Source organism: Paenibacillus sp. FSL H7-0326, assembly GCF_001955535.1.
Lineage (GTDB): Bacteria > Bacillota > Bacilli > Paenibacillales > Paenibacillaceae > Paenibacillus > Paenibacillus shunpengii.
This window is the reverse complement of sequence record NZ_MPVN01000008.1, coordinates 1-13,458: the sequence shown is the minus strand read 5'-3', so window position 1 is coordinate 13,458 and position 13,458 is coordinate 1. Positions and strand designations below refer to the sequence as shown.

Below are 13,458 nucleotides of genomic sequence, written 5' to 3'. Positions count from 1 at the left end.
ACAATGCTGACATTGAGGGCACAATTCATCTCAGGTGGTTTCTTGGGTTACTGTGTAATCACCATTTTCTTGTTCTTATGAATGTCTTCTGTCCCGGCAGCGAGTGCGGTCTTGTAATACATGCATTTATGTTCAATCACTTCCATTGTCCTCTTCAATTCTTCCATCTGTGCTTCTACCGTGGCTTTCCGTTCGATGAACATATCGTGTCTCTGCTGTAATGTGGCATCTCCATCCAAGCACCAATCAATAAAGCTTTTAATTTCTTTAATCGGCATCCCGGTAGATTTGAGACATTCAATAATTTTTAATGATTCCATGTCTGATTCCTTAAACAATCTTTTTCCACCGGCTGTACGTTCTACAAAAGGCAAAAGCCCCTCCTTGTCGTAATAACGTAACGTGTAGGGGGTAAGGTTCAATTCTTTGGCAACTTCACTAATCGTATATGTCTTCATGCGAATCCTCTACTCTCCCATTCTCTTAAACATAGACTTCGAGTTAACTCTAAGTATATAAAATTCTATCAAGGAACAGAGATACTGTCAAAGCAAATCCTGCGACTTAGGAACGAATTAGATGAACAATTGATCTTTGTGGCTTGACTTAGAGTTAACTATAACATTTAACATGGACATGCAAGAGAGGTTTCTAAGGCAGCGAATGAATTAAAGATATCATTAAACAAGCAAGCTACCCTTCTCCTTGGATACCGCTTGTCTCTTGAAAATAAAAATTAAACTTTAGGAGGTTACAATTAATGATAACGGCTAAAGCACGGGCTGTAGATGGTCCAGACCAATCCTTCCGAGCAGCTGAGATAAAAAGACGGGATCTCGATACCCATGATATCCTGATTGAAATTAAATACGCGGGCATTTGCCATTCTGATATCCATACTGCACACGGTGAATGGGGAGAAGTGAACTACCCTCTTGTACCTGGACATGAAATTGCAGGCATCGTAGCCGATGTAGGCTCCGAAGTGACCAAATATAAAGTTGGGGACCGGGTAGGCGTTGGCTGTATGGTTGACTCCTGCGGGGAGTGTGTGAACTGTCGTAAAGGAGAAGAGCAATACTGCCTTAAGGGAAATATTCCTACCTACGCGGGTGTGGACAAGTATGGTGAACCTACACAAGGAGGATATTCTACCCATATTGTCGTTACGGAAGGATTTGTCGTCCGGATTCCGGACAACATTGAGCTTGACGCAGCGGCTCCACTACTCTGTGCTGGGATTACCACTTATTCGCCGCTTCGCCGCTGGGAAGCCGCTCCTGGCAAGAAAGTCGCTGTGGTTGGCATGGGTGGTCTTGGTCATATGGCGGTTCAAATTGCACATGCGATGGGTGCTGAAGTCACCGTTCTGTCCCAATCTCTGAAGAAGAAGGACGATGGTTTGCAGCTTGGCGCAGACAGCTACTATGCAACAAGTGATCCGGAGACATTCAAGAAACTGGCGGGAACCTTTGATTTAATTATTAATACGGTAAGCGCTAGCTTGAATATGGATGCTTATTTCTCACTGCTCACCCTTGACGGAACATTGGTGAACGTCGGTGCGCCTGGAGAGCCGCTGTCCCTTAATGTCATGTCTCTCATTGGGCATCGCCGTTCCTTCGCAGGCTCCATGATTGGCGGCATCCGTGAAACACAGGAAATGCTCGATTTCTGTGCAGAGCATAATATTGCTCCGAAGATTGAGGTCATATCGGCTGATCAGATTGATGAAGCATACAAGCGGGTCCTCGCTTCTGATGTGAAGTACAGATTCGTTATAGATACCAGCACAATGTAAGTGGCAAGAATGAGCATCTTATCTAATCAGGGCTCTTTGTCGCTCGAACGGAATTAAAAAGGGCCGGCCTACGATGAAGTAGGTCGGCTTGTTGATTTATTTTGTACAGCTGATCGACTATTGCTTAATTCGGCTGTTTGCCCGCTTCATTTTTCCGAAGCTTATCTTACAATGACTTTGGATAGGTCCGCTTCCATACCTTTGAGTGCCGCATAAGTCAATTTGTCCATCACCGCGTTGTCGAAGCATATCGTCTTCATCATACGGTAATATTTTTTAGTCAACGTAAATCCGGGCTGGAAGGAAACATCTCGCAAGATCGCTTCTTTAAATGAAGCACCCGCTAAAGCACACTTCTCGAATCGAACCCCGGTAAAGCTCTGTCCGTCAAAGCAAAGTCCGGTGAGGTCTGAATACTTAAAATTCACCCCTACGAAGATGCAATTCTCAAATGTCGTCTCTCTAAGATCCGTTGTGCTCAGCTTAACGTCCGTCAATCTCGCCCCGACAAACCTTACACCATTCAAGCTGGAAGCGCTGAAATTGGTCCGTACCAGAACGGATTGATTAAAGCTCGCATTGGATAGATCAAGTGATGAAAAGTTGCAGTCCGTCAGGTTCGCTCCATCAAAATTAGCATCCCGTACATCGCTGCTCGAGAACGTGCTTCCCGTCAAATCCGCGTTGGAGAAGTCAGATCCCTGCAGTGCACTCGACGCAAATTTTCCTTTATGTACCTTAACGTCAGCAAAGTCGCTCTTGGATAAATTACTCGCACTGAAGTTTGTGAGCACCTGCCTCTCCAGGGTACGTGACAGGCTTGCTACCTCCTGTACCGTTTGTTCGATGTCACCGATACTATCGATCGTCATCTCGAAGGCCGTTTGCTCGTCCTTGCCCTGCTCTTGGAGTTCCCGATACCGGTCATTCAGATCATGGAGCAGATCAGTCTTCAGTTCCTCCACGCTCTTGACCCCATCATACGGTGCGAACACGGCATTTAAATAATTGACCAACTTCTCATCCATAGGATCGATCAGCTCCTCATAATAAGTCCTTAAGAACTCGCTTCGCATATTCCCAGTTTTCTATATTACGATGATACGTTTCTCTGCCCTTATCGGTGATTCTGAAATATTTCCGTCTTCCACCTTGCGATTCATCACCCCAGTACCATTCAATATCGCCATCTGCCTCAAGCCGCCTAACACTGGAGTACATCGTCGCTTCCTTTAGTTCATATTCTCCGCCTGAACGTTCTGCAATTAATTTGACGATTTCGTATCCGTAACGATCAGCCTCGGATAATAAGCGTAATATCATCGTATCGGTATGTCCGCGCAGCAGGTCGGAGGTAATTTTATTGTTGCTCATCTCAGCACCCCCACCATTTCATGATAGTTTATACTACTGTGACTGTAAAGGTAATAGGGATATAAAGATAAACATGACGCTTGCTCTAATTGTTCAGATAGATATTTCTCCAATTATATTGATTTAATTCATTTCATTAGCTGCATTTTTAAAAATTTCAAAAAAATACAATAAACTTAACTCATTAGGAGCCACCATTGTCTTCATGACCAGATTATATGGTTTGAGAGTCATTTCTTTTGAGCCTGCGATATTCTTTATAAAAGGTCCATCTTCTGAATGAACATCCCATTCTCCCCCGAGATGATGTCTTGTAATCTCCCCGAAACAGTAGCTAACTGAATATATATCCTCTCGACCAATTAAAATCCGATTTCTCATATTTAAATCCAAATTGAGCAAATCTATCAACTAGAATTTCTTCAATATACTTCGTAATATTCATGAAATACCCCTTTCATTCTGAACGAACACCATGCCCCTCCCGCGACCGGACTTTCACCACCTTGGGATGCGTGCCTCTGGACTCGCTAAGCATATAAAAGACACAACCTTGAGGTTGTGTCCCAGACTGAAGAGAAAAAAGCTTCTTGTGAGAATTTTTAGTTAGACACTCCTGCAAGTGATGGAGAATGATTGAATTGGTAGACCAAATCGTAAAGATCGCCCTCAAATAGCCTGCTTGGCCAAGTGTAGGGCCATCTTTCTCATATTCTGAACAGCGGTCGTCATCAGGCTTGTTCACATTCATTTGTGTCAGTGAGACGTTAAAAACGGATCTATTCCCTAAAAATTCGCGCGCTGAGCTGCGTAAGGAAGCTCGCCCAATTCTCTTGAAATTGCGGGTCGGTAGATTCGGTCCCGGTAACCATTTTAGTAACATCGCCTAAGATCAGAGGATAGTTGGATAAAGAAATAAGAGCTAGCGTCAGCATAACCGGATCCAGATCTTCGGGAACCAGACCGGCCGCCTTCTTGGCTTTCATATCGTCCACATAGGCATGAAGCGCGGCCTCTCTCTTTTTCTTTCGGTTAGGCTGTTCGGGCTGTTTCTCGAGAGCTTCCCAGGTGGTAAATCTTAAAAAATCCATCCTAAGCTGGGCATTGACTTTAAACCGGTGTTCCGCAATATGAACAGGATCGGTAGGATTCATGGAAGCCCACTCCGGCTCTTTATCCGGAATTTGCTCTAACATGGCCTCGAACAGGTCTTCTTTACCTTTGAAGTAGTGATAAAGCAATTGCTTTTTCACGCCGGCGCCCGCTGCTATGGCCTCCAAACGAGCTCCTGTATATCCTTTTTCGAAAAATTCTTTACGTGCCGCAGCGAATATATTGTTCCGCGTACGTTCGGCATTACGAATCTCCCCCATACGCTCAATACCTCCAGTATTTTTATAAATGTGTGAGTCATAATCTCCATGATCATAAGGTTTAAATGAACAATTAGTCAAGTTGAATTGATTATTTGGTAATTTTAACTTGACCTTTGTAAAATTATAACTTACCATAAGTAAAGTAATGAGTATAACTAGCTTGTTACGGGTTAGCTTCTCTGCACACATCCTAAGAAAGGAGGTTCATTTCACGATGAGGATCTTATCGGTTGTATGCCACCCGAGAACAAATTCTTTGACTTTTGCTGTCGCGGAGCGCTTCGTCCAAGGATTGAAGGACGCCGGGCATGAATCGGAGGTGCTGGATCTGCATCGGCACGGGTTTAATCCGGTATTAGGGGAAGCCGACGAACCAGATTGGTCGGACAGCCGCAAAATCTATTCGCCCGAAGTGGAAGCGGAAATGGAACGAATGAGGAAGCATGATGCGCTCGCGTATTTCTTTCCGATCTGGTGGTACAGCATGCCGGCCATGCTCAAGGGGTATATCGATCGGGTTTGGAATAATGGTTTTGCATACGGAGCGAATCAGTTGCATCATCGGCAAGTTTTATGGCTAGGTCTTGCAGGAGCTCCGCCGGAACATTTTGAGAAAAGACAGTACGACAAGATGCTCAGCCAGCATCTGAATGTAGGGATCGCCAGCTATTCGGGCATTCCGGACTCCAGAGTCGAAATCCTGTACGATACCTTGAATGAGAATGCAGAGTATCGTCAAGGTTTGCTGCAGCAAGCTTACCGGTTAGGTTTGGAATACTGTCGGAAACCAGCTTAACGGGATGTTTCGTCGGATTAAAACTATTTAAATATAATAAAATGATGAGGTGTAACGGTTATGGTAAACGCTGTGGAGCAGAGTGTTATTCAAGTGATGAAAGAACGCGGGAGCGTAAGAAAGTATCAACCGGGTGTGAAGATTCCACCAGCTACCTTAAAAACCATCATAGAAGCCGCGGGTTCAGCACCATCGGCATGGAATCTTCAGCACTGGAAATTTGTCGTGATTCAGAATCAGGAAAACAAGAACCGCATCTTGCCCGCAGCCTACAATCAACAGCAAGTGGCAGACGCTTCAGCCGTCATTATTGTCTTGGGTGACACGGAGGCGAATAAAAACGCGAAAGCTGTATATGACGAAATGGTTCAGTCGGGGGCTATGACGGAAGACGTCGTGAACAATATGGTGAATGATATCAACAATTATTACGAGAATGCCGCAACCGCCGGCGTACACGATGCCATACGAAATGCTTCTTTTGCAGCGATGCAGCTCATGCTGGCAGCAAAAGCTCACGGGATTGACACATGCCCTATGGGTGGCTTCAGCGCGGATGCACTTAGAGAAGAACTAAATATCCCAGAACGCTATATTCCTGTCGTTATGGTGGCAATGGGATATGCGGAACAACCTGCGTACGCTACGAACCGTTTTTCAGCGGATCAAATCGTGATTAACGAAAGGTTCTGACGGTAACGAAGGAGACATTTAGCATGACTAAAAGCATGTTAGGCACAACTGCCGTTGCGCAAATAGCGTTGCTCGTCAATGATATTGAATCAGCGAGTCAAGCGTATGCCGATTTCTTCGGCATCGATAATCGCGGTTGGTTCTGGTCAGATGAGTTTGGAATTACACTTACGGAGTTCAGAGGGAAGCCGACCGAGGGACGTGCCAAGCTTGCGTTCTTGGATATGGGATCGATTCAGTTGGAGCTCATCGAGCCGGACGATCATCCGTCCACTTGGCGTGAATCCTTGGACCGTCATGGCGAAGGCTTTCATCATATCGCCTTTTTCGTTGAAGGAATGCAAGAGAAGATCCTCCTGATGGAGCGTGAGCACATGCCTGTTCTGCAAAAAGGGGAAGATGCCGCTGGACAATACATCTATGCTTATATGGATACGTTCTCCAAGCTGAAGCTGCTCATCGAACTTCTCGAACATCAGAAAGAGTAAGAGGTAATTAGCTGCCAAAACCTTAGCCGACGGTTATATCGCTAAGGTTTCTTTTTATTCCTTAAATCGGTCCCACAAAAACAATGGTTTCTAATATTCATAAGTGGAGATATGTCGACCGTCAATGGCTTAGGCATGTCAGTTAGACCACAAGCTTGATATTCGGGAGAGAATACATTTTTTTATAATCAACGCGGAAGTAAAGTTTGTAACCATTATTTTTCAGCAGGAAAATAAAAATTGCAACTGGATTTCACCGCCTCCATCTCAAGCACGCCTCCATATCTTCCTTTAATATCACTCATTGCCATTAATAAATGCTTTTTATAGATGTTGTCAATCCAAGTGCGACACTTCATTCTCAAAAGATTCGTCAGCCGTCTTCCATCCTAAACATTTTCTTGGTCAGTTGTTAATGAGATGGAGAGCATGTTCTAGTTCTTTTTCAGATATGGCTTTATGTCATCCTGAAAAGTAAAAAATCTTTCCGCACTGTCTAACTATTTCATATAGGTATAACCTTCCAAAAAGGAATTGGAGGGTTAATTGTCATGCTTATTTTTACTATATCACATGACTTAAGTTCACTTTACTGGTAATCTTGACAAGCTATTAGCTGGTTTTAGCGCAACGAAAGAGTTAAGAAGTTTGCCCTATCTTATGTATCCAGCGATATGATTTAATTTCTCAATATCCTTCGGATTGATCTTCAATGTCGTTTGTGGAACCCCTGTACCTCCATAAACATAATTAAATCGAAATAACTCTCTATCCATGAATGTTGGGATATCCGGGTTTATTAACGATACACTTCCAATCTTACTTCCAGTTACTTGTTCTACTTCATTAGGCTTCGCAAATTTGATCTCTTGAAGTTGAAATTTCTCCTGCAAAGCAATAAGATCGATTCGTCCGTAATCACCAGAAATGATCAGAGCATAGTAGCCTTTATCTGTTTTGAATATTAGTGTCGGGGCAGTTTGGCCAATATCAATACCAAAATAATTAGCACCTTGCTGTGCTGTGTTAATCGGAATATTATGTTCAACGACTTCATAATCAACGTGCTGATTCTTTAATAGCGATATTAATTTATCCATACTTCTTTCCGTCTCCTTCTCTATATTTAATCTAGCTGGTCTACGTATAAATTCGTCAGAAAGACTTTTTTGCCTTTTTTCTGCAATTACTATTTATTCCGTTAACCTGCCCGTTAGCTTAATGAAATAGCTGTAAATTCAGTTAGATATTTATTTAATAGGTAATCGGACTATGTTCTTGTCCTTGGCTTGGGACAAGAACTTGTACCGATAAAACAAAAAAGCCGCTAAAATTAGCGATCTCAATGGGAATATGTTCTTGTCCCTCGACATCGAACTAAGTTCTTGTCCTTGAATTGTCATTGTAGAATTGTTTCTTCAAAGTAGTCTATAAATCTTCTAGCTGCAGCAGACAAATAGCCGTTTGTCCTCCAAATTAAGCTAGGTTCAGTAGCCCAAGGATTGTTTTCAATCTTAATAATGTCAAAATCCCCTGTCAACTGAGTTTGGACCATGGATAGTGGCAAGATCGTAGCCCCAAATCCGGACTTAACTAAACTTAGTAGCATTGAGGAATCATGGCATTCGCATAGTATATTGGGTTGCAACTTTAATTGCTTAAATTCTTGAATGATTTGTTGATATAAGCTGTTCCCTTCTACTGGACCAAAAAGAATCAATGGTATGGTGGAAATAAGCGCAACATCTACAGTATCAGCTTTAAATTTAAAATCTTTTGGAACAATAAAAACACATTCGTTTCTATCAATGTATCTTGTTTGATATTGTTCCTTTGCAAAATGACCATACGCTATCGCTATATCAATTTGGCGATTATCCAAACAATCGATCAAAAATGTAGCATTTCCTTCCCAGATACTGAATCTGACTTGAGGGTATTCATTACGGAATTGCTTCAATATAGACATCATCAATGCTGCATCATAGATAGTTAAACCTATTGATAGTGTTCCGCTAACTTCTTCCCCATACTCTTTAACTTCAACAACTGCTTCTTCCATTGTTTGTACGACATTTTTAGCTTTCTTGAGAAACAACTCACCTTGGGGCGTTAATGTTACTTTTCTCTTCTTGTTGCGCTCAAATAAAGTGACGCCTAGCTCTTCCTCCATCAACTGTAGTTGCTTGCTTAATGGAGGTTGTGCCATGTGCAGGGCCTGAGCAGCTTTTGTTATACTTCCTTCTTCTGCAATTGCAATTAGATAGCGAAGTTGTCGGATATCCATATGTCCCCTCCCTTATACGATAAAAGTATTATATAAATATTTTATAGATATTTTCAATATTAAAAATGTGGGCGTATAATCCCTTACTAGAAGAAGTATTAGAAATATGACCCTTTAAGGAGTAGATCATTTTGAAAATTATCGTAGGCATGACCGGTGCAACTGGATCCATTTATGGAATACGCTTACTGCAAGTGTTGAAGCAAGCTGGAATAGAAACTCACCTCGTCATCTCCACTTGGGCTGGGGCTACCCTTCAGACAGAAACATCTTATACGTTGAAGGATGTAGAAGCTTTAGCCGATTATGTATATTCAAACAAGGATTTGGGCGCAAAAATTTCAAGTGGTTCATTTCAAGTCGACGGCATGATTATAGCCCCATGCAGCATGAAATCACTCGCCTCCATTCGCATGGGGTTAGCAGATAATCTTGTGACTCGATCTGCCGATGTCATTCTTAAAGAACGTAAAAAACTGCTTCTTATGACTCGAGAAACTCCTTTAAATAACATTCATCTGGAAAACATGCTTTATTTATCTCAAATGGGCGTCATCATTTTTCCTCCTATGCCTGCCTTCTATAATCATCCAGAAACCCTTGAAGATATTGTTGATCACATTGTATATCGTACCTTGGATCAATTCGGTATTCATCTACCAGCAGCCAAACGTTGGAATGGATTAACCAAAAAACAATAGTTTGAAATAATTAGAAAATGGTTATTTTTAGGCCGCTTTCCAATAGAAGTAGCGGCTTTTATATTGATCTGCTATTTACAAAATCAAAATTTAATATTTTAAAAGTATGTAATAAATATTTAATAGATATTTTCAATATATAAAAATCAGTTGTATAGTTGTTCTTGCATCAAGAAAATTCAGTATTAGGAGGAACGCTCTATGGCGTACAAAGATTTAAGGGAATTTCTTAGTTTGCTAGAATCGGAAAATCAGCTTATCCGAATTAAAGAACCGGTGATGCCTGAACCTGACTTGAGCGCAATTGGCCGCTCTGCAACTAGTTTGGAAAGTGCACCGGCAGTTATTGTTGAGAACGTTAAAGGTTATAAAACTCCAGTAGTACTTAATGTGCACGGTTCTTGGCAAAACCACGCTTTAATGCTTAATCTGCCAAAAGATACTCCTGTTAAAGAACAGTTTTTTGAACTGGAAAAAACATGGGATCGATACCCAATCAAGCCAGTCTGGGTTGATCGAAAAGACGCTCCGGTCAAAGAAGTGATTATTGAAGATGATATTGATCTATTTGAAGTGTTGCCTTTATACCGCATTAACGAATTCGATGCTGGCTTTTACCTGTCAAAAGCACTCATCGTTAGTAAGGACCCTAATAAACCGGATAGTTATGAAGAACAGAACGCAGGCACATACCGCGTTCAAGTAAAAGGTAAGGACAAACTTGGCATACAGCCTCTTCCATTCCATGACATGGCCGTTCACCTAAGACATGCTGAGGAAAATAATGAGCCGCTGCCTATTGCTATTTGCCTTGGAAATGACCCTGTTTTAAATCTAATGGCAAGTACACCAATTGAATATGCTCAATCAGAATATGATTTTGCCGGTGCTTTAAAAGGCGAACCGATAGAACTTACGAAAAGCGAGTTAGGTGGATTAGACATTCCTGCACGCAGTGAAATCGTGTTAGAAGGGTATGTGCTTCCACGTGAGAGAGAAATTGAAGGACCATTTGGTGAATTCCCAGGTAGTTATTCAGGCTCTCGTCAACAACCCGTTGTCAAAATCACTAAAATAACCCACCGTCAAAATCCTATTTTTGAGAACTTGTATTTGGGTATGCCTTGGACGGAAGTGGATTATCTAGTAGCTTTAAATACAAGCTTACCGATATACAAGCAATTAAAACGTGATTTCCCGGAAGTTCAAGCCGTAAATGCCATGTATACTCACGGAATTGGCGTTATTGTCTCTACAAAATCACGTTTCGGTGGATATGGTAAAGCCGTAGCAATGAGATTGTTATCTACACCACATGGTATGCCGTACTCGAAAATTGTAATTGTCGTAGATGAATTCGTTGATCCGTTTAACCTAGAACAAGTGATGTGGGCATTGACAACTCGTGTTCGTCCCGATAAAGACGTATTTAAAATTCCATTTGCTCCAGGAATGCCTTTAGACCCTTCCTCTGAACCAGCTGGAATGCATACGAAGCTAGTTATCGATGCGACCACTCCTGTTGCCCCAGATTTCGCACGAGATACGGAACTGTTAGCCACTCCAGTGAAAACTGATGAATGGACAGAACTACTTCGAGAAATTGCGAAACAGCAGCGCAGCTAAATATTACAAATCATAGCATACTTTAGATTTATACTTACTTAGGAGGAAATGACATGAAATGCCCAAGATGCGAATCTGAAACAGTTAGTCTATTAAAAAAGGCTCCTCTAGATAATGCCTGGGAGATATACATTTGTGGTACATGTACACTTTCATGGAGAAATACGGAGCCTGACAATATAACTGATCCTGCAAAATATGATAAAAGATTTAAGATTGATCCAGCTAACATTGTGAAGTTGGATCAAATTCCACCGATTCCAGAACTTAAAAAATAATATACAACAATAATTCATAGGGTGGCAGCATCCTATGAATTACCCATTTCTCGTTTATATTAAATGTGCTTCCATAGCTTAGTCACGAAATAGCTAAATAATATCCAGATTATTAGTTACAGTAATAAACTTATCCTTATACTCACAGTTCTTTATGAAGTGAGGGAGTTTTTCAAGATTATATTTCGTATTCCACTCTAATAGGTTTCTGATATCCTCTAAAGTCTCTCGCTTTCCACTCTTGTCAGTTCCTGAAGCACGGTCTTCATAACGTTTCCATATTCTCGTTTCTTGGAGAGACAAAGGAGGCTTCAAGACAACAATCTTATCAGCAGCAGAAAGACTTGGTTCTATCCATGCTCTGTATACACCTTCTATAATCCATGCCTCTTGGCTTACATATTCTTCAAGTTTCTGATCTCGTTGTTTCTCCGAAGCTTTCACCCCATAAACTCCCGCTTCATTGTCCTAAAATTTATCATCTAAATCATAATGTGGGATATTGAGTCTTTGACACAACAACTCTGCTATGTAGGACTTACCACTTCCTGCTCCTCCAATGATATGGATTTTAATAATTTCCACCTCCGTCCTTCAAAATTCTAAACATAATTATACACCAACATAATTAAACTAACCTGCCCGTTAGCTTAATGAACTAACAGCAAATAACGATTAGATATACCACTAATCGGCAATAGGACTATGTTCTTGTCCATTCCGGCGACTACAATGGGAATATGTTCTTGTCCCTCGACAACATTCCTGGGATTAATCTCGTTTGGCCATTCGTAAGAAAAGCCCCTACCGATCCGGAGGGGCTTTATCATTATTCCTGATCCGCTTCTATCTTTTGAAGCCGTTCTTCTATCTCACGAATATTGCCGTTAACGCCAGCAAACAAGGCCAAGAAATTTCGTCGCAATCGGTTAATAACGATGGCGGTTTCTTCCCTCGTAATCGGCGCGCCTGGACGTGTACCATCAAAGTATCCATTCGCCCGTGCTTCTCTCCATGATGATTCCGCCCACGGGCTTGGAACGTTAATATCTCTTTCTGGTGTCACTGGTCTAACCTCCTTCGCAGTCAGTCCCAAATGATTCGCAATCCCCTGAACGTGACCGTCGATAATGGCATCAATTACACTTTTTTGCTTTAACCGATTTGCATCAGCAACCACGTCTACAAATAGGTTCTCCGTCAGCACCGCTGGCATGTTTGATTCGCGTACCATGTGAAAATTCGCTATCTTTTGGCCCCGATCAATTCCACCGAATTTATTCATAATCGCTTTGTGTAAAGTATTTTGAAGCCTAACACTAGCCTGGGAGGCATTGGTATGCCTGAAAGACTCAAATCCCCCCTGGCCACCGCCAGCGTTACAGTGGATGGATATTAAAATGTCGGCACCTGCTCGATTCGCCATTGTTGTACGATCTCGCAGCTCCAGAAAGATGTCTGTCGATCTGGAAAGCAAAACCTGAACATGCTGATATCCTGCTTCAAGCCTTTGTTTGATACCAAGTGACACCGTAAGCGCGATGTCCTTTTCCTGAATCCCGTTTCCAACAGCCCCTGGATCCCTACCACCATGACCTGCATCGATCCACACCTTTTTCATTTTTCACCACCCTTTTTCTTATAATATGCAGTGAGAACCATACGGCCACTCTCTGTCTGTCCTTTAGAATTTTCCGAGCAGCTTGGCCGCATTCTCGCGGAAAAGTGACCGGCTCTTAATATAACTTGTTTCCGTTATTCTCAATGAAGCAAATTCATAGAAAAGTTTTTTACGTCCCTGCCCAATTCCACCGATCATTTCCCTTCCGAGCGAACTACTAACGCTCTCTGTTTTTACAATCTTATACACGTTTCCACTAACCTGCCCGTTAGCTTAATGAGAAAGCTGTAATATTTATTAGATATTTATTAGATATCTATCTAATCGGTAATAGGTACATGTTCTTGTCCATTCCGGCAATCGGTACATGTTCTTGTCCTTGACTCGGGACACGAACTTGTACCGATAACATAAAAA

General features: G+C 42.0%; 16 protein-coding genes and 1 pseudogene. 7 read left to right on the top strand and 10 right to left on the bottom strand.

What is annotated here, in order from left to right; genetic code table 11:
- Window positions 1–47: 47 nt before the first annotated feature.
- Window positions 48–458, bottom strand: a complete 411-nt coding sequence (locus BK126_RS25525) for a MerR family transcriptional regulator (RefSeq protein WP_076315317.1) — start codon at window positions 456–458, stop codon at window positions 48–50.
- Window positions 459–760: 302 nt separating this feature from the next.
- On the opposite strand from BK126_RS25525, the gene BK126_RS25520 reads away from it, so the two are divergent.
- Window positions 761–1,801 carry an NAD(P)-dependent alcohol dehydrogenase gene (locus BK126_RS25520; protein ID WP_076315316.1) on the top strand — a complete coding sequence of 347 codons (1,041 nt, stop codon included), beginning with the start codon at window positions 761–763 and terminating at the stop codon, window positions 1,799–1,801.
- Window positions 1,802–1,962: 161 nt separating this feature from the next.
- Here the strand turns inward: BK126_RS25520 and BK126_RS25515 are convergent, their stop codons facing one another.
- The 4 genes from BK126_RS25515 to BK126_RS25500 form a co-directional block, all read right to left on the bottom strand.
- Window positions 1,963–2,829, bottom strand: a complete 867-nt coding sequence (locus tag BK126_RS25515; protein ID WP_076315315.1) for a pentapeptide repeat-containing protein — start codon at window positions 2,827–2,829, stop codon at window positions 1,963–1,965.
- Window positions 2,830–2,845: 16 nt separating this feature from the next.
- Window positions 2,846–3,175: a PadR family transcriptional regulator gene (locus BK126_RS25510; RefSeq protein WP_047913666.1), complete on the bottom strand. Its 330-nt coding sequence runs from the start codon at window positions 3,173–3,175 to the stop codon at window positions 2,846–2,848.
- A 123-nt stretch (window positions 3,176–3,298) separates the two neighbouring features.
- Window positions 3,299–3,586, bottom strand: coding sequence for a hypothetical protein (locus BK126_RS25505; RefSeq protein WP_076315314.1), 288 nt, complete (start codon window positions 3,584–3,586; stop codon window positions 3,299–3,301).
- A 368-nt stretch (window positions 3,587–3,954) separates the two neighbouring features.
- Window positions 3,955–4,548 (bottom strand): TetR/AcrR family transcriptional regulator, encoded by a 594-nt coding sequence (locus BK126_RS25500; protein ID WP_076315313.1) that lies wholly within the window; start codon window positions 4,546–4,548, stop codon window positions 3,955–3,957.
- Window positions 4,549–4,765: 217 nt separating this feature from the next.
- On the opposite strand from BK126_RS25500, the gene BK126_RS25495 reads away from it, so the two are divergent.
- From BK126_RS25495 to BK126_RS25485, 3 genes are read left to right on the top strand one after another with little or no spacing between them, the layout of a single operon-like run.
- Window positions 4,766–5,347 (top strand): NAD(P)H oxidoreductase, encoded by a 582-nt coding sequence (locus BK126_RS25495; RefSeq protein ID WP_076315312.1) that lies wholly within the window; start codon window positions 4,766–4,768, stop codon window positions 5,345–5,347.
- Window positions 5,348–5,407: 60 nt separating this feature from the next.
- Window positions 5,408–6,040 carry a nitroreductase family protein gene (locus BK126_RS25490; protein WP_076315311.1) on the top strand — a complete coding sequence of 211 codons (633 nt, stop codon included), beginning with the start codon at window positions 5,408–5,410 and terminating at the stop codon, window positions 6,038–6,040.
- Between the two features lie 23 nt (window positions 6,041–6,063).
- A complete protein-coding gene (locus tag BK126_RS25485; protein ID WP_076315310.1) occupies window positions 6,064–6,528 on the top strand; it encodes a VOC family protein in 465 nt (154 codons plus the stop codon).
- Window positions 6,529–6,864: 336 nt separating this feature from the next.
- On the opposite strand, the pseudogene BK126_RS30055 reads toward BK126_RS25485, so the two are convergent.
- The 3 genes and pseudogenes from BK126_RS30055 to BK126_RS25475 all read right to left on the bottom strand — a co-directional run.
- Window positions 6,865–6,981, bottom strand: a pseudogene (locus BK126_RS30055) (IS30 family transposase); the annotation flags it as partial.
- A 200-nt stretch (window positions 6,982–7,181) separates the two neighbouring features.
- A complete protein-coding gene (locus BK126_RS25480; RefSeq protein ID WP_076315309.1) occupies window positions 7,182–7,628 on the bottom strand; it encodes an aminoacyl-tRNA deacylase in 447 nt (148 codons plus the stop codon).
- A 299-nt stretch (window positions 7,629–7,927) separates the two neighbouring features.
- Complete coding sequence (locus BK126_RS25475; RefSeq protein WP_076315308.1) at window positions 7,928–8,815, bottom strand: LysR family transcriptional regulator; 888 nt, start codon at window positions 8,813–8,815, stop codon at window positions 7,928–7,930.
- Window positions 8,816–8,946: 131 nt separating this feature from the next.
- On the opposite strand from BK126_RS25475, the gene BK126_RS25470 reads away from it, so the two are divergent.
- The 3 genes from BK126_RS25470 (at window position 8,947) to BK126_RS25460 (ending at window position 11,420) form a co-directional block, all read left to right on the top strand.
- Window positions 8,947–9,516, top strand: coding sequence for a non-oxidative hydroxyarylic acid decarboxylases subunit B (locus BK126_RS25470; RefSeq protein ID WP_090727490.1), 570 nt, complete (start codon window positions 8,947–8,949; stop codon window positions 9,514–9,516).
- A gap of 201 nt (window positions 9,517–9,717) precedes the next feature.
- Window positions 9,718–11,142 (top strand): non-oxidative hydroxyarylic acid decarboxylases subunit C, encoded by a 1,425-nt coding sequence (locus tag BK126_RS25465; protein ID WP_076315307.1) that lies wholly within the window; start codon window positions 9,718–9,720, stop codon window positions 11,140–11,142.
- A 53-nt stretch (window positions 11,143–11,195) separates the two neighbouring features.
- Window positions 11,196–11,420, top strand: coding sequence for a non-oxidative hydroxyarylic acid decarboxylases subunit D (locus tag BK126_RS25460; protein WP_076315306.1), 225 nt, complete (start codon window positions 11,196–11,198; stop codon window positions 11,418–11,420).
- Between the two features lie 93 nt (window positions 11,421–11,513).
- On the opposite strand, the gene BK126_RS25455 is transcribed toward BK126_RS25460, so the two are convergent.
- Together BK126_RS25455 and BK126_RS25445 are read right to left on the bottom strand one after the other, a co-directional pair.
- Window positions 11,514–11,864, bottom strand: coding sequence for a P-loop NTPase family protein (locus BK126_RS25455; protein WP_083656215.1), 351 nt, complete (start codon window positions 11,862–11,864; stop codon window positions 11,514–11,516).
- 385 nt (window positions 11,865–12,249) lie between these two features.
- On the bottom strand, window positions 12,250–13,041 hold the full coding sequence (locus BK126_RS25445) for an N-acetylmuramoyl-L-alanine amidase (RefSeq protein ID WP_076315304.1): 792 nt from the start codon (window positions 13,039–13,041) through the stop codon (window positions 12,250–12,252).
- Between the last annotated feature and the right edge of the window lie 417 nt (window positions 13,042–13,458).